The organism is Sporosarcina sp. ACRSL, assembly GCF_022346605.1.
Lineage (GTDB): Bacteria > Bacillota > Bacilli > Bacillales_A > Planococcaceae > Sporosarcina.
This window is the reverse complement of record NZ_JAKRNT010000005.1, coordinates 128,260-145,453: the sequence shown is the minus strand read 5'-3', so window position 1 is coordinate 145,453 and position 17,194 is coordinate 128,260. Positions and strand designations below refer to the sequence as shown.

Here is a 17,194-nt window from a genome sequence, read left to right as displayed (position 1 = left end):
CCTTTTAATTAGATTCCCATTACTTAAGTGCACCTTGGGATAACCCTTTTTGCAGCTGCTTCTGTCCGATGAACAGCAAAAGCAGCGTCGGTATAATGACTACGATGACCCCTGCCATGACCACCCCCCATTCGGTTGCGATTTCTTGGGACTGCAGCTGCTTCAGGCCGATTTGCACAGTCCGCACGGATTGATTCGTCGTAATGAGCAGCGGCCATAAATACATATTCCACGTCGTCAGGAAACCGTAAGCCCCTAACGTGACAAGGCTCGTTTTCGATATCGGCAGGACGACCCGCCAGAAAAAAGCGAAACGGCTTAACCCCGCAATTTGGGAAGCTTCATGCAATTCCTTTGGGATCGTGAGGAAATGCTGCCGAAGCAGGAATGTACCGAATGCAAGCGCGAAAAACGGCAAGGTGAGCCCTTGGTACGTATTGAACCAATCTAGCTTGCGAATTGTGAACACGTTCGGGATCATCGTCGCTTCCCACGGGATCATCATCGTCGAAATGAACAAAAAGAATATGAAATCCCTTCCTTTGAATTTGAAAAAGACGAATGCATAGGCTGCTAGACTGCAGACGAGAAGCTGCCCGAGCATGACGCTAACGGAGACGATGAAACTATTCAACAAATAGTTCAGTAACGGAAGCCGACTGAACACTTTCACGTAGTTATCAAAACTGAATGTTTCCGGCAAAAATTTTCCTTGGATAATTTCCGGCGCCGTCATGAATGAAATAAGAAATGCGTACAATACCGGAAAGAAGACGAGTGCCGACGTGACGATCAATAGGAAATAAATCCATATCTTCGAAGCCAATCGCATTTTCATTGGTAATGCACCTTCCTTTCACCCAATTTGAATTGGAGGATGGTGATAACCAAGATGATGAGGAATAGAATAACGGCTTGTGCGCTCGCGGTGCCGAACTGATAGTTGATAAATGCTTCCCTGTAAATCGAATAGACGATCAAGTTCGTCGACTGCGAAGGTCCGCCTTTTGTCAAAATATCGATCTGGCCGAACGTCTGAAACGCATTGATGAGGGAAATCGTGATGATGAAGAACAGCGTAGGTGACAGCATCGGTAACGTAATGCGCCTCAATCGATAGAAATAGCCTGCTCCGTCTATTCTCGAACTCTCGTAAAGATGTTCGTCGATGTTTTGCAAACCACCTAATAGGATAAGGAATGAAAATCCGATATTCATCCAAATAGTTGAGATTGAAACAGATAACAAGGCCCATTCCGGATCGAGCAGCCATTGGATTTGCGGGAAATTAAAGACACTTAGCAGCCGGTTGAACATCCCGATGCTCGGGTTGAACATGAAGAGCCATATAACAGAAGAGGCTGCAACCGATATTCCCATCGTCGAAGAATACATTGTCCGGAAAAATCCGATGCCCTTCAATTTTTCATTCGCCAGCAAGGCAAAGAACAGCGCCAAAATGATTGTGATTGGAACGGTATAGATGACAAATAGTCCAGTTGCTTTCATACTGTTTTGGAATTCGGAGGATCCGAGCAAATACTGAAAGTTTTCGAATCCGACCATGATGGCTGCCTTGCCCGTTTGATCCGTCAGGAAAAAACTTAAATAGATCGTCCGGAACATCGGATAAAATACAAAAACGGAAAATAGAATGATAGATGGCAGTAAATAAAGGGCAGCAGTCCGGCCGTCGATGGACTTCCTCCAAAAAGTCGCAATCCGTGTCATGGCGACACCTCTTGTTGCGTAACATAATTTCCGTAGTCGATCGTCTTTTTTAACAGCTCACCGCTCTGTTCATCAAAGATGGATAATGACTCGAATTCCATTTGGACAGGTACTAAGTTGCCGATATCAATATGCCATTGGCCGCTCCATTTTGCCATCCACTCTTCTTCGCCCAGTTTGAAAGAAAAGACGGTTTCATTCCCGAGAACTTCGACATTCGTCACTTCGACTTGGAAAACGTCTTCCGCCTTCGTTTCCGGTTTCGCCGGGTACAAGTTTTCGGGTCGCACGCCGACAGTCATCGCTGTCTTCGGGATTTTACCGATTTCGTCGATTGGGACGTGAAGCCGCAATGCATTGCCAATGATGAGCTCTGAAGTCGATCGGTCGAACTCCGCTTTTGCCAGATTCATCGGCGGTGACCCGATGAACGTCGCGACGAACGGATTCGCAGGGTAGTTATAAATATCGATTGGTTTTCCGATTTGTTGGATTTTCCCTTCGTGGAGAATCATGATCCGATCTCCCATTGTCATCGCTTCCACTTGGTCGTGTGTGACGTAAATCATTGTAATGCCTAGTTGCCGTTGGATCCTTCTAATTTCGGAACGCATATGGGCACGAAGTTTAGCGTCAAGATTCGATAAAGGTTCATCCATCAGACAAATCGGTGTCTCACTGACGATGGCTCTCGCTAGAGCGACACGTTGACGTTGTCCGCCTGAAAGTTCACGCGGCTTGCGCTCGAGATACTCAGTCAATCCGAGCATTTTCGCTACTTCCTGCGCCTTTTTCCGTTGCTCCTCTTTCTTCATCCTTTTAACGTCAAGTCCAAACGTTATATTTTGCTGAACGGTCAAATGCGGATACAATGCATAGTTTTGGAAGACCATGGAGAGATCGCGTTTGTCCGGCGTCAAATTATTCGCGACCTTCTCTCCGATTTTCAATGTCCCACCTGTAATTTCCTCAAGGCCCGCAATCATCCGGAGCATCGTACTCTTTCCACAGCCGGAAGGACCGACAAGGACAAAAAACTCGCCCGGTTCAATCGTTACGTTTATATTGGAGATAACATTCACTTGTTTATCGTACGATTTTGAGACATCGATCAGTTCCACTCTCTTCATCAATCAAATTCCTTTCTGACAGGTAGTATTCAACTAGTCTGGAAATTAAATGCTAGGTACACACTTCGATAAAAGAAGTCATGATTCCTTCCTATTTTCACATTTTTTACAATTACTTTCTGTTCAAGGAGGAAACATTCATGAAAAAAGGGATTCTGCTCTGCTTACTCATTCTTCTTTCGGCATGTTCAACTGCTTCAGAAGCAGCGTCATTACCTGCCGATAAGTTCCTTATTATCGCGCATCGAGGCGCTTCCGCCTACGCTCCGGAACATTCCATGCTCTCTTATGCATTGGCCGTTCAGATGGAGGCCGATTATATTGAATTGGATGTGCATATGACGAAAGATGGAGAGCTCGTGTCCATGCACGATCCGTTCGTTCATTTGCCGAATGGCAGAAAACAGATTGCCCAAGTGGATTTTCAGGAGTTGAAAAATGTTCCCCGTGAAACTGATTATGAGGGGAAGCTGACGGTATCATTTCCAGTCGGTATCGATCCATTACGCATCGTGAGTACGGAGGAAGTATTTTCGTACTTCCAAAAAGATGTAAATTATTATATCGAATTGAAAACCCCCGCTTCCTACCCGGGGATTGAGGAGGCGCTCCTCGGACAGCTGCGGGAGTTCGGCCTGTTAACGGAAGACGGAGAGTTGCCAAAAGTGATCCTCCAATCGTTCGATCCATCTTCTTTACGGAAGATACACGAGCAAGAGCCTGCCATTCCGCTTATTCAACTGTATTCCTCGAAAAATGAAACGATGCTAACGAAAAATCGATTGCAGAAAGTGGCGGAGTACGCATCTGGCATCGGTGTCGATAAAACAGTCGTGACGAAGGAGTTAGTGGAGCTTGCGCACGAAGTGGAGTTGCACGTTCATCCGTTCACGGTGAATGAAGAAAAGGAAATCCGGCAAATGATCGACATTGGAGCTGATGGCATCTTTACCGATGTACCAGATGTGGCGGTGAAAGTGTTAAAGGAACTTAGTGAGGAGTGAGATTCCCCAGGGTCAAAAGTCCCAAAATAAGCATAACTATGTCAAACTCGCGCAAAACAACGCCGAACTCGAGCATAACTCTATAGAACTCGAGCAAAACGATGCCAAACTCGCGCATAACTTTACCGGACTTCGATATTCAGATGAAAACAAGCAATTTACGCATAAACCGTGAAACTCGCGCATAAATCGAGAATATTACGCATAAACTTATATTTTTGCGCATAAACCAAGAAATCTGCGCATAAACGCAAGTTTTCACGCATAAACCGAAAAATCCACGCATAAAGAAACCACCTTGTCGATAAAAAACAAGGTGGTTTTCCATCTTCATTATACAGTTGCTTCAACTTCCGCTTTAAAACGGTTAATTGCTTGCTCGATTGGAGCTTCATGTCCGACTGCATTCAGCGCGCCACCGATTTTTTTAATTGCAGAAATGAGCATTTCCTCCGTCGTGTTGCCCATATGGCCCATGCGGAATGCTTTTCCAGCTAAATGTGCCAACGAACCCGCGACGATGAGACCTTCTTTCGCAAGGGCAGCACGGAAATCTGCGTCAATGACACCCTCTGGATAATGGAAACAGCTCAACGTCGATGCTGCAACTTCTTCATCCGCCAACGGTATCATGCCGTATTCACGGAGGGCAGCACGTACACCGCGGCCGAATGCCGTATGCCTCGCATATCGTTTTTCCAAGCCCTCTTCAAGGACAAGTCTCATCCCTTCATCGTACGCATAGATTAAGTTAACTGGTGGCGTCGCAAAGTATTTCGATGGATCATGCATAATTGGAATCCAGTTTTCAATATCTGAATAATATGCAGGAATACGTCCAAGTTGTTTACGTGCTTCCAATGCGGTTTGATTGAATGCTACAATCGCAAGGCCCGGAGGAACACCGATCGCCTTTTGAGAGCCGGTCAGCACAACGTCGATCTTATAGCCCGCTTCCCCATACTCTTTGCTCATATCTTCTTCCATCGCAGCAGTTGCGCATACCCCGTCCAAAATGACGAGCGCTCCGTGTTTCTTCACAATCGGCACGAGCCCTTCCAAGTCGGCAGCTACACCCGTTGACGTATCCGCATGCGTGATCGTCACCGCCTTGTATGTATGCTCCGATAATTGACGTTCCACTTCTTCGAGCGCGACCCGTTTACCCCATTCTGCTTGGAGGACGTCGATTTCAATTCCGAACGCCTTTCCGAGTTGAATGAAACGGTCTCCGAAATAGCCATGGCTAATGACCAAAATCCGCTCGCCGGCTCCGACCGTGTTGACAAGCGCCATCTCCATTCCGATCGTCCCCGACCCAGCGATGACAAACACTTCCCCATCGGTTTTCAGCATTTCGCGAGTCCGCTCAATCGACCGTTTGTAAATTTCAACGAATCGTGGGTCTGTATGTCCTCTCGTTTCACTCGCCATCGCGTCGTAAATCGAGTCAACAACAGGCGTTGGGCCAGGAATTAAAAGCATTTCTTCGTTTCGCAAAAATAACATCCCCTTTACGTTAAATTATTCTTTTCTATTATACCCCATTCGCCGAGGTTAGCATGAAACCCTCTTCTACATATAAAAATGTTAAAAGCCCGTTCCCCATTGGAAAGGAGAGCGGGCCATTTTTTCATTCCTTATGTTTGCCGATGCAACGTTCGCATTCATAGAGTAAAGATTCAACTTTCTCCACGATTTCACAACCGCATTCCCGGCAATATTTTTTCGACTTCTGTTTCATATCATTTGTTTTCACCATTTTGAATCTCCTCCTTATAATAGTTGATATCCCGGCAGCGTCAAAAACTCTTCGAATTCATCACGGAGCGTCAACACCATAAACAATTCGCTTGCCTCTTTGAATTTACCGAAACGGAATTCCTTTTCACCGAAAGTCGCTCTCAATTTCTCCATTTCATCGTCAAATATGTCCTTGAATAAATCAACAGTAATGTCCCTGCCATCATCCAGTTTTGCTTCAGGATGACGGATCCACTGCCATACTTGTGTGCGGGAAATTTCAGCAGTCGCCGCATCTTCCATAAGATGATTGATCGGCACGGCTCCGCTGCCTTTCAACCAAGAAGCGATATACTGGACACCGACGCTGCAATTCGTCCGCAACCCTTCCTCCGTAATCGTCCCGGTCGGCACTTCGAGCAAATCATCTGCGGTCACTCGTACATCTTCCCGTTTTCGATGAATTTGATTTGGTGTTTCCATATGCTGATCGAATTCAGCCATTGCGACTGCGACGAGCCCCGGGTGCGCAACCCATGTTCCATCATGGCCGTCCATCACTTCCCGGCGTTTATCTTCCGCGACTTTCCGGAAAGCTTCGGCGTTCGCTTCCACATCGTTGCGGATTGGGATTTGAGCCGCCATCCCGCCCATTGCTGACGCGTTCCGCCGATGGCATGTTTGGATGCACAGCTGTGTATAGGCCCTCATGAAAGGGGATGTCATTGTCACTTGCCCTCGATCCGGTAAAATGACCTCCGGTTGATTGCGAAGCCTTTTAATAAAACTAAAAATATAATCCCAGCGCCCGCAGTTTAAACCTGCAGAGTGATCACGCAATTCATATAGGATTTCATCCATTTCGAATGCAGCCGGAATTGTTTCAATTAACACAGTTGCGCGGATTGTGCCAGTCGGAATGCCGAGCTTTTCTTGTGCGAAAACGAATACGTCATTCCACAACCTTGCCTCTAAATGGCTTTCAAGCTTTGGCAAATAGAAATATGGACCTGTGCCCTGCTCAATCAATTCCTTCGCATTATGGAAGAAGTACAGTCCGAAATCGAAAAATCCACCTGCCATCGGCTCTCCGTCAATAACGATATGCTTTTCATCCAGGTGCAAACCACGTGCCCTCACCATTAAAACGGCGGTCTCTTCATTCAAACTATATTTCTTTCCTGTCGTCTCCTGCTCGAATGCAATCGTCCGGCGCACAGCGTCTTTCAAATTAAGCTGACCGTCAATCATATTGGACCAAGTCGGCGAACTTGCATCTTCAAAATCTGCCATGAACGCCTTCGCACCAGAATTGAGCGCATTAATAATCATTTTTCGATCGACAGGACCGGTAATCTCAACCCGCCGGTCTTGCAAATCCGGCGGAATGGGTGCTACCGTCCAATCACTTTCGCGTATATGCTTCGTTTCCTCTAGGAAACTAGGCTTCTCACCTTCGTCAAACCGCCGTTGCCTCGCTTCCCTTTCAGCAAGCAACGCTTTTCGTCGGCCATTGAAATTTTCGTGCAAGCTATTAAGGAATTCAAGCGCTTCCGGTGTCAGAATTTCCTCTGTGCCTGCCGTCATTTCACCGACAACATCTACATTAAAACGCGTCTCTTGAATAGTCAGTTGAATCATCCTTCCTTTTAGATTGGTATACTGTCACCGGTATTAGACGAATTGCGCTTCTTCCGTCGATCCTTTCATAGCTGTTGTCGAGGAGGTACCTCCTGAAATGACTTGTGCCACTTCATCGAAATAGCCCGTTCCAACTTCGCGTTGGTGGCGTGTCGCTGTATATCCTTTCGATTCATTTGCAAATTCAGCTTGCTGGAGCTTCGAGTAAGCCGCCATTCCATCTGTTTTGTAGCCGTGTGCCAATTCAAACATGCTATGGTTCAATGAATGGAATCCAGCCAAAGTAACAAATTGGAATTTATAGCCCATTTTGCCGAGCTCCCGCTGGAATTTGGCAATCGTTTCGTCATCCAGATTAGATTTCCAGTTGAAGGAAGGAGAGCAGTTATAAGCGAGCATTTTGCCTGGAAACTTTTCATGGATTGCATCTGCAAAACGTTTCGCTTCCTCAAGATCCGGAGTCGAAGTTTCACACCATACAAGATCTGCGTATGGCGCGTATGCAAGACCGCGTGCAATCGCTTGATCGATGCCTGCTTTCGTCCGATAAAATCCTTCAGGTGTACGCTCCCCAGTAATAAATGCATGGTCCCGGCTATCAACATCGCTCGTAATGAGATCCGCTGCATCAGCATCCGTTCTTGCAATAATGATTGTTGGGACGCCCATCACATCAGCCGCAAGCCTAGCAGCAATTAAATTTCGTACTGCATTTTGCGTTGGAAGAAGTACTTTTCCTCCAAGATGACCGCATTTCTTTTCCGAAGCGAGCTGATCTTCGAAATGGACACCGGCTGCACCAGCCTCGATCATCGCTTTCATTAATTCAAATACATTTAGAGGACCTCCGAATCCAGCCTCGGCATCCGCAACAATCGGAGCAAACCAATCGAATCCATCGTTCCGGCCTTCCGCATGGTCAATCTGATCCGCACGTTGCAAAGCTTGATTGATCCGTTTGACGACATTCGGAACGCTATTGACCGGATACAAGCTTTGGTCTGGATACATTTGCCCCGCCATATTGGCGTCCGCCGCCACTTGCCAACCGCTTAAGTAGATCGCCTGAAGACCAGCCTTCACTTGCTGTACAGCTTGATTTCCTGTTAGTGCGCCAAGTGCTGCGATGAAGTCCTCTTCGTGGAGCGACTTCCATAGCCGATCTGCTCCCTTTTTTGCTAGCGTATGTTCTATTTGAACAGAGCCACGTAGTTTAATAACTTCTTCAGCGCTATAGCCGCGCTCGATTCCTTGCCAACGTGCATCCTCCTGCCAGCTTCTTTCCAACTCCTGTACTTGCTCTTCTCGATTCATCATTTCATTCCTCACCTTTCCATTAATAGAATAATTGCTACTTTCCTACTGTTCCACAACAGCTAAAGTTGTTATACATTACTATATAACAGAATATTAAAACTGTCTGTGCATTCCGACAAAAGGATAGTTTCATAGGATGAATGAAGAAATAGCTCGACGAAATCGAAAAGGGGTTGTTTAATCAATGGAGAAAACGGTACCACGTGAAGAACTCCTGCAGCAATTTTCCTGTCTGTTAGGAGATTGGATTCCCAAAGATGCCCGACTAGTCATTGCGTTCAACGGTTATTATCTACATTGCCTTCCGGGACATGATGATCACAAATGGATCGACGGTCAACCGGTGCAAGCGGGGAGCATTGCTGCAACAGTTTTGAAACAGAGGGAAAAAACAGGGGTCATGATCGATCCAACACTGTATGGGAATGAAACGTACGCAATCGGCTATCCGATTGACATAAACGGAGAGCCGGCTGCCCTTGTTGTCATTCTTCCTCCTGCATATGAAACAGCCAAAAGCGCTCCGCTCCGGCTGCTCACTGGCAAGCTCGATGACGAATGGTACCCGGTGCCGGTCGAACAGATCACCCATATCGAAAGCTTTCAGAAGAAGACTTTTTTCTATACGGAGTGCGGGCAATTTAGCATTTCAAACACATTGAAGGAATTGGAAAAACGGCTGCCTGAAATTTTCTTGCGCATTCATCGCTCTTATATTGTGAACACAAGTTGCATCCAAAGGATTTCACGTGACTTCTCATCGAATCTCGTCGTCACGTTGACAGACGGCACCGAACTGCCAGTGAGCCAGTCGTATGTGAATGAGGTGAAATGTGTGTTGGGGTTTTGATTGGGGATTACGTCCACTAAAAAAACCGCAGGATAAAGCATCCGGCGGTCCTCAATTATTTTTTCACCGCATTCGTAAACTGTACTGTTCCATTCATTGCTTCATCGTACAGTTTTTTCGAAAGTTTTTCGGTTTGTTGCAATGTTGCAGGCCAATCGGCACTCATTTCATTGAACGCACCTAGGAAATAGTCCTCGTTTTCATGGAGCTCGTCAATCGGGAATGAAAAGCGTTCGAGCTCTGCCAAACTCATGAAGTCTTTCACTTTATGATGGTAGGAAATCGCCATGACTGGCGTTTCGGTGCATGTTGCCAAAATCAAGGAGTGCAATCTCGTACCAATTACGATATCTTGCTGCTCCGTCACTTCCATAATTTTAGCAGGCAATAGGTTTTCATCGATGATATTCGTTTTTCCGCTCTCTTTCATGAGCGCTTGAATATCCTTTGTCACATTGGCGTCCTGTGGAAATTTCGTTGCAAAAAACGTAATTGCAACGTCTCTACCTGCAGCAAGCTTGTCCAGATTTTTCGCCATGCCCTCTACGTATGTTCGGTAAATTTCAGGATTCCCTTCCGGCCAGTAATCTGCGTTGTAATAAGGGACGGCCGTTACACCGATTTTTGTCGGGGTATCCGATTTCGCAGTAGCACCTTCTTCTCTCAATGAAAATGCCGGGTCGCCGATGACATCTACCTTTTCAATGACCCCGATCGAACGTAACAACTCAGCAGATTCCGGGTCCCGAACTGAAACACTTTCCGCATGTTTGCACATATACCGGATGAACCATTTTCCTAAGGACGTGTTCAATGGACCTGCTCCGCATCCATAAATGACGTAAGGGGTATTCGACTGTTTTGCCATCATGGCATACGATCCGTATAATGGCGCTTCCCGTTTGTACAAGTCCATGAGGATGCCGCCGCCACCGATGATGAGCAAGTCGAGTTTGTTGACGACCCTTTTATTTTGGCGGAACGTTTCGATGAACGTCTTGACCGCATTCCCTTTCTTATAATAAAGCGGATAGCTCTCAACCCCGTACCGCTCGGCGGTCTGCTTTGGGTTATTGCTGAAAATGGTGAGCTGGGACGTTTGAATGTTAAATGTGGACGTCACTTGTTTCACGAGGCTGAGCAGGATCGCTTCATCCCCGTTATTATCGTTTCCATAGTTCCCTACAATTCCTATTCTCATAATCCAACTTCCTTCTACAAAATAATGAATTCATTATAACACGCAAAAGCGGAGGGCGCCTGCCAAAGCCGTCACGTAGAACGGCTTTTGCGAGCACAAGCGCAGCGTTGCGAGCACATCTTAGCACTAGCCATCTACAGAAATTAAGGCATCCTTCCAGCGCCCGCAGCTAGATGATAGCACGCTTAGGTTCTAATAAAAAAATGCCGCGGACCGAAAACTCGATCCAACGACATATTTTTTTGATTAACCAATTAACGATTAATGGCGCGGTATAGGAATGCGCTGAATTGGGCGCGGTTGACCGGTTTATTCGGTTCGAAGTTCCCTTGTTCATTTCCTGTCGTAATCTTATGGTTCGCAAGGATATGAACTTGTTTGTGTGCCCAGTGGCTTGGAGGTACATCCTTGAATTTCTTCTCGGACTCCCCTTGTAACTCGTACGCTTTTACAAGAATCGCAGCCATTTGTGCACGTGTTAATTGGCCGGCAGGGTCGAATGTGCCGTCCCCTTTCCCTCCAACGAGGTTTGCCTCAGCAATTGCATTGATTTCCTTGAAGTAGCGGTGAGTCGATGGGACATCACTGAACTTTTGGGCTCCCGCTGTAGATGTATCCAAGTTGAATACGCGGCTCAAGATGACTGCTGCGTGTTCCCTTGATAACGTCTGTCCAGGATTGAACTTGCCGTCGAGATCCCCTTTAATATATCCGAGGTCCTTCAAGAAACGGATTTCCGTGTAGTATGCATAGTCGGACGAAATGTCTGTGAATGCTGGCAAGCCATCCGACAATTCGATTGGCATTGAAGCTGTTTTCGTTCCGAGTGTTACGTTGATGGCCCCTTTGCCAGGCACTTTGGACGCTTTGAACGTACCTGATGGCGTAATGGAACCGATATCGCCGCTAACGCTCCACTTCAATTGTTCCGGTGAATAAATGACCGGTTTTCCTTGTGCATCCGTAGCGGTCGCAGTAAATGTAATCGTTGAACCAGGTTCAACTGCCGATGTAACTGGTGAAATCGTCAATTTGGCTGGCGCTTCTACAATTGTAATCGGGAATGATTGCGTCGCTGCACCATATTGGATATTGATTCGATCTGTACCAGGCGCTGTCGCAGTAAATGTTGTGCCCGAAACAGTTGCGTTGCCGTTAACGGATGTAATCGACAATTGTGAAGGGTCAACCTTTAATGGATTGTAATACGTATCCAATACATAATTGATCGTCAACGGGACGCTTGCACCGACGAGCATTTCGCCGACTTGTCCGCGGGAAACGCTAATATGTGCTGGATCGCTGAGTGGTGCTGTACTGATCGCTTCAATGATTGCAGACACTCTCCGCTGGCTCGTATCTGTCGTCCGGTTTGCAAGGACAACTGTATTACTTCCGTATTTACGGATACCCATTGTCGTCGAGCCGCCGCCGTCAAAATTGATCGCGCGGTCGTACCCTTGGGAAGCCAAGTAGTTAGCGAACTGTGTCAACGTCATGCCGTTGCTGTATCCGCTACGGTTGTCCACCGTAACAAGGTCAACTTTCTTCTTGTCTTTGCTGATAGCAATCGCCGTCCGAGCAGTCATCGCTTTCGCGCGCCAGTTCGACGTATCCATCGTAATATGCGGCTTGCCGTCCTTCAACAACATCGGCCCGCTCGCAAGCATGAAAGAAGAATCCATCCATTTTGAATCTATGGATAAATTAAGAGATACACTGTCCCCAACTTTAACACTCCCCAATCGGTCCAACGGTTTTTTACCGTGTGCCGAGATGACAAAACCAGTTTTCGGAATCGTGACTTTTTCCTTTGACCCATAATCCCTTACATGCACAACTTGTCCAGTCAACTGCTGTCCATAATATGTAGACGTGATTGGTGAACCTGTATCGACGACAATTTCAATACCGAATTCATTCGAGCCGGTCGTCGATGAGATATGTTGTGGTGTAAATACGATTGTTTCTTCCGCTTGTCTTTCACGATTCAATCCGGTCATCTTGTAGTTCGTGCCTTGATGGTTGATACGAACGTCGAAATTGAATTCATCAATTTCCGCACGGCCATCACTCAGTACGCCGAATGCAATCGGTTTGTTCACATAATATTCCCGTGAACTTGAAATGACGCCTCCGTTAATAATTTCATTCCCTTGCGAAATCAAATACATCGGCAAGCCCGAAGTCATATCGAAAAATGAAGCATTGACTGCACCGACAACGCGGTTCCCATCCCGCGAATCCCGATTAGCCAATGTCGTCGTTGCTTCCCGTTTTGCAATTGGGGAAGGCAAACCGATATCCAGCTTCGTGTAAGGGTCATTCAAATTGACACTCACATGATTAATATGATTCGTGCCCGAATGCGTGTAATGCGTATACGTCACTCCGGATGAAACCGGATAGCTATCCACTGTCTGCGTCTTTGCCGATGCTCCTGCTGGTACTGCCACGAGAAGTGACACAGCTGCAGCTGTCAGCGCGACTTTTTTCCCAAGAAACTTCAATGAATCTACTTTCCTAACGATAAGTCGACACTCCCTTTCTATAAATCAATGTCAAGCTTACCAGAGGATTCGACAAAATACTATAATCCATAAGAAGGAAATAGCGAATAAAGTATTGTCCTGTCTAGATTTCCAACTAACTTAACTGGGAAATTTTATACGATTCGGGAAGGGGTGAGGGAAAAAAAATACGAGGATAGGAGAATAGCGGAGGCAGTTTTTTTCATGACGAAAAAAAACCATCCGGTAATAAAACCGGATGGCAGGAATCAAAGATCTTTCATTTTGAATTTCGTATATTGATTTGTCATCGAAGCAAAGACACCAAACAGGATGAAATAGAACATCGTGTAGAGCTTCAATTCCCATATATTATAGTAGAAGCCCGAGAAACAGGTTGCGAACCAAAGAGCAATCATGAACTTGCCCATTGTTGTTTTCCGTTCCTTCCAGAACAGATACAGCATACCGAGCAGGAAAGCTGCAAAGAGGATGACACCAATGACTCCTGTTTCTGTGATGATCTGAATGTATTGGTTATCCGAATAGAAAAACTTGCCTCCGTAAATATCCGAACGTATTCCATAATGATCGTAAATCGGCGAACCGTACGACAATGTTGCAGAGCCGCCGAACGAACCGAATCCTGAACCGGCAATCGGATACTCCTTAAAGATTTCGAAGCCTTTCGTAATATAGAAGAACCTTCCGCTTTCCGTCATAAGCGCCAAGTTTTCCTGATCGAACGTCTCACCGAAACGCCCCGCTATACTACCAATGTCCGGTTCCACCGGCTCAAGTCCAAGCTTTGCCACCAACTTGACGCCCAAGTTCACTGGATAATAAATGAGAATGATCGAAGCGATACCCGCGATGACAAGCCTCTTCAGCAATTGCCAGTTCCTTGTCGTCAAAATGAATATGGCTCCTAAGACGAAAGCGGAGATCCATGTTCCACGGGAATACGTCAAAATGAAAACCCCGATGAAAAGAACTAAATTAATGTTCAAGAACCATTTATACTTTTCGCCTTTGTAAATATTTTGGAGGAATAGCAATGCCATAATTCCGAAAAGCAGCAGGAGTGCGAGTGAGTTCGGATTGCCAGGCAACCCGTAAATGCGCACGGCGTTCGTTGCGCTTAACGTTTTATATTTCCAGACGTCCGGCAATAGGAGCTGTCGCATCGAAAGCTTTTCAATAAGTCCGTGGATACATGTTATCATGCCCGTCCAAACGGTCACCCATGCGAGTCTCTTCAACCAATCATCCGGCAACACCAATCTTGAGATGATGTAATAAAGCAAGTACATAATGATGAATGTCCGAATTTGGAAAATGACAGCCGCAGGCAAGACACCTTGGAGCAATCCGCTGATCGAACCAGCCACCATTAAAGCAAAGTACGCCCATTCGAACCATTTGAAATGAAACAATGTCTTCCAATTACGGCCGCTTGAAAGGACAAGCTTTGCGAACGCGATGACAGTGATCAAGTCTCCTACGAGCTTTAAGCCGGAGTTCACTTCCACGAGCAACGGACGAATGCTTACATAGATGACGAGAAATAACAGGCTCTGTTGCGGCCTGAAAAATGCATAGAGGGCAAAAAACAATGATGTCGCGACGAGTGCGATAGACGTCGGAAGGAAAAGCGCGACGATAACGACCGCCAAAGCGGCGATGAAATAAACTGTATCTTTTTCCTTCAACTTGTTTGTAAGTGTTGTCATTAACGATATAACCCTTTCCACGAATGATCTCCGATAAATAATGGGCCTTCGCCCTTTGTCATTATAGCATCTTATAGGACGTAGCGGTTTATTGTTTAGTTGCATTTTTAAAAAAATCGACAAGAACCTGTCGAAATCCCCATCCAATCAATTCTCGTAAAATTATTTTCTACTAGACGGAAATTCACCCCAATTTACACCTTATTATTTCATAAAGTATCTGATATTATAATAGAAGATGTACAAAAGGAGGTTTATTGGTGAAAAAAATAACAGCTTTCGCCTTGGTAATGTTGCTGATGTTTACTTCTCTATTCCAAAATCAGGTGGAAGCGAGCAGTGTCTCTGGACACCAGATGGAAACGGAGTTAAATTATTGGATTCAAAAAAACGTTATTCGGACAGACAGTAAATTTAATCCGAATAAGGCGGTTACTCGGGGGGAATTCGCTTCCTATCTCGCCCGTGCACTAGAATTGCCCACTTCTACGAAGTACACATTCAAAGATTTGAAGGCGGGCTCCGGGTTGACGATTGAAATTCAAAATGCCGCTGGAGCAGGATTGCTTTCCGGTTATCCTGACGGCACGTTCAGACCGAATGAAAAAATCACACGCCAACACATGGCGGGAATGATCTATAAAGCATTCCGTTATATGGATCTACCTATTGAAAAGACGAATTTCAAATTCAAAGACACTAATAAGATTTCGCCGAATTTCCGCGATGCTGTCTCAGCTGCTGTCTTTTTAGGCATTATCCGTGGAGACCATCAAAAGACGGGTGTTTATTTCAAACCGCAAGATAATGCAACAATCGCGCATGCAGCCGCATTCCTATTCAGAATGACTGCAGCAGCAGAGAAGTTGAAACCTTCTGTGCCGACTGACCCCACGAATCCGGAGACACCTGAAGTAGATCCTGAAATCTATAAGGTGAGCACGATTTCAAATGGACTAGTCAACCCGACACCGGCAATTTACACAACATATGAAGATGCATTGGCAGTATACAATGCATCTTCCTCCATTAAGGTCATCCAAAAAGGTAGCGATATCATTAAGATGAAGGCGGGGCGTGCTTTCGGCTCGGGCGTGAATAACCCGAAAAACTACACATCCCTTTACAGCGATAAAGCATTGCGGAATGAAGTTACATACATTTCGAGAGGCCGCGAGATGAAATATATCGGTAGCGGCTCCGATTATGTAATCGTCGAATTCGCAGGGTCGACTTTCTACGCAAGACATAATGAGGTCGATCTCGTTCCTACAGAACTTGTCACTGGCCATGATATCTATGAAGTGATCAATGGCGTATTAACACATTCAACCTATGATAATTTCAACAAGACAGCATGGGCTTATAACGTCGGTCCTGCAGCGCCAGGCATGTCAAACGGCAAAAGATATACGAGTTTTGACGGCGTCCACTTCACGGAAGTTGGAACGAAGAATACAATCAAGTATTACCCGTATTTCCAATTCCAATCCGTAAGACAGCCAACGTCCTACACTGCAGCGGAGCTTGACTCCTACATTGATTGGGCACTACGGGACCGAGAAAGTACGGGACATGCCCGCTACCAAGATGCAACGGTGAAATCAAAGCTGATCGGTTTAGGAGAATACTTGAAATCAGTAGAAGAAACGTACCGTGTGAATGCAATGTTCATTCTTGCTACTGCCATCCACGAAAGTGATTACGGCATTAGTGCGAATGCACTGACGAAAAATAATATTTTCGGAATCAAAGTCTTTGATTCTTCGCCTGAAATGGGAGAAGTATACGCGACTCCTGAAAATAGCGTCAATGCGTTCATCCAACGTTATATAAACTTGAATTATGCAAATCCACTTGGCGCACATGCGAACGGTGCTGTACCAGGCAACAAAGCCGTCGGCATCAACGTCAGATATGCATCTGATCCGAACTGGGGAAGTAAAATTGCAGGCCATATGTGGAAAATGGATACATTCCTTGGCGGACGTGATTATAAACAAGCGCAACTAGGAACTATCAATTATACAGGTCCTGAAGGTGTCAATGTAAGGACGAGCCCTGAAGTTCGTTCAGACAACAAATTGTTTACGTACAAACCGAAGAATCCAGGTTATAATGCAGCATTCGGCTATCCTGTTGTCATTGTCGAAGAAGTGGCAGGCAGCGACGGATATGTCTGGTATAAAGTGTTGGCAGACATCAACCCACCGTCCGACTATGGATGGATCCGCTCAGATCTTGTGAATAAAATCGATTAAAAAAAGTCCCGTATGAAGTTATCCTTCGTACGGGACTTTTCCTATTTAGAGTCAATCTAGCTTCGGGCGCCAG

General features: G+C 45.9%; 13 protein-coding genes. 3 read left to right on the top strand and 10 right to left on the bottom strand.

The window, feature by feature from the left end; all coding sequences use genetic code 11:
- Positions 1-19: 19 nt before the first annotated feature.
- The 3 genes from MHZ92_RS09115 to MHZ92_RS09105 are packed head-to-tail and all read right to left on the bottom strand — an operon-like array spanning position 20 to position 2,861.
- The gene (locus MHZ92_RS09115; RefSeq protein ID WP_370644679.1) at positions 20-832 is read right to left on the bottom strand and encodes a carbohydrate ABC transporter permease; all 813 of its coding nucleotides are present in this window, start codon (positions 830-832) and stop codon (positions 20-22) included.
- Between the two features lie 2 nt (positions 833-834).
- On the bottom strand, positions 835-1,731 hold the full coding sequence (locus MHZ92_RS09110) for a carbohydrate ABC transporter permease (RefSeq protein ID WP_239431370.1): 897 nt from the start codon (positions 1,729-1,731) through the stop codon (positions 835-837).
- The gene (locus MHZ92_RS09105) at positions 1,728-2,861 is read right to left on the bottom strand and encodes an ABC transporter ATP-binding protein (RefSeq protein ID WP_239431369.1); all 1,134 of its coding nucleotides are present in this window, start codon (positions 2,859-2,861) and stop codon (positions 1,728-1,730) included. The genes MHZ92_RS09110 and MHZ92_RS09105 overlap by 4 nt, the downstream gene beginning before the upstream one ends.
- A 140-nt stretch (positions 2,862-3,001) precedes the next feature.
- Here MHZ92_RS09105 and MHZ92_RS09100 point away from each other — a divergent pair, with 140 nt between their 5' ends.
- Positions 3,002-3,865, top strand: a complete 864-nt coding sequence (locus MHZ92_RS09100) for a glycerophosphodiester phosphodiesterase (RefSeq protein WP_239431368.1) — start codon at positions 3,002-3,004, stop codon at positions 3,863-3,865.
- 333 nt (positions 3,866-4,198) lie between these two features.
- Here the strand turns inward: MHZ92_RS09100 and MHZ92_RS09095 are convergent, their stop codons facing one another.
- From MHZ92_RS09095 to aceA, 4 genes are all read right to left on the bottom strand, one after another.
- The gene (locus tag MHZ92_RS09095; RefSeq protein WP_239431367.1) at positions 4,199-5,365 is read right to left on the bottom strand and encodes a pyridoxal-phosphate-dependent aminotransferase family protein; all 1,167 of its coding nucleotides are present in this window, start codon (positions 5,363-5,365) and stop codon (positions 4,199-4,201) included.
- Positions 5,366-5,498: 133 nt separating this feature from the next.
- A complete protein-coding gene (locus tag MHZ92_RS09090) occupies positions 5,499-5,627 on the bottom strand; it encodes a YhfH family protein (protein WP_239431366.1) in 129 nt (42 codons plus the stop codon).
- A gap of 14 nt (positions 5,628-5,641) precedes the next feature.
- Positions 5,642-7,195: a malate synthase A gene (gene aceB, locus MHZ92_RS09085; protein ID WP_370644678.1), complete on the bottom strand. Its 1,554-nt coding sequence runs from the start codon at positions 7,193-7,195 to the stop codon at positions 5,642-5,644.
- 87 nt (positions 7,196-7,282) lie between these two features.
- Complete coding sequence (gene aceA, locus MHZ92_RS09080) at positions 7,283-8,566, bottom strand: isocitrate lyase (RefSeq protein ID WP_239431364.1); 1,284 nt, start codon at positions 8,564-8,566, stop codon at positions 7,283-7,285.
- A gap of 184 nt (positions 8,567-8,750) precedes the next feature.
- On the opposite strand from aceA, the gene MHZ92_RS09075 reads away from it, so the two are divergent.
- Positions 8,751-9,416 (top strand): LytTR family DNA-binding domain-containing protein, encoded by a 666-nt coding sequence (locus MHZ92_RS09075; protein WP_239431363.1) that lies wholly within the window; start codon positions 8,751-8,753, stop codon positions 9,414-9,416.
- 55 nt (positions 9,417-9,471) lie between these two features.
- Here the strand turns inward: MHZ92_RS09075 and MHZ92_RS09070 are convergent, their stop codons facing one another.
- The 3 genes from MHZ92_RS09070 to MHZ92_RS09060 form a co-directional block, all read right to left on the bottom strand.
- Positions 9,472-10,617 (bottom strand): polysaccharide pyruvyl transferase family protein, encoded by a 1,146-nt coding sequence (locus MHZ92_RS09070; RefSeq protein ID WP_239431362.1) that lies wholly within the window; start codon positions 10,615-10,617, stop codon positions 9,472-9,474.
- A gap of 254 nt (positions 10,618-10,871) precedes the next feature.
- A complete protein-coding gene (locus MHZ92_RS09065) occupies positions 10,872-13,127 on the bottom strand; it encodes an S-layer homology domain-containing protein (protein WP_239431361.1) in 2,256 nt (751 codons plus the stop codon).
- A gap of 269 nt (positions 13,128-13,396) precedes the next feature.
- Positions 13,397-14,860 (bottom strand): O-antigen ligase family protein, encoded by a 1,464-nt coding sequence (locus MHZ92_RS09060; RefSeq protein WP_239431360.1) that lies wholly within the window; start codon positions 14,858-14,860, stop codon positions 13,397-13,399.
- Positions 14,861-15,120: 260 nt separating this feature from the next.
- Here MHZ92_RS09060 and MHZ92_RS09055 point away from each other — a divergent pair, with 260 nt between their 5' ends.
- Entirely contained in the window at positions 15,121-17,121 is a 2,001-nt protein-coding gene (locus MHZ92_RS09055; RefSeq protein WP_239431359.1) for an S-layer homology domain-containing protein, read from the top strand.
- Positions 17,122-17,194: the final 73 nt, after the last annotated feature.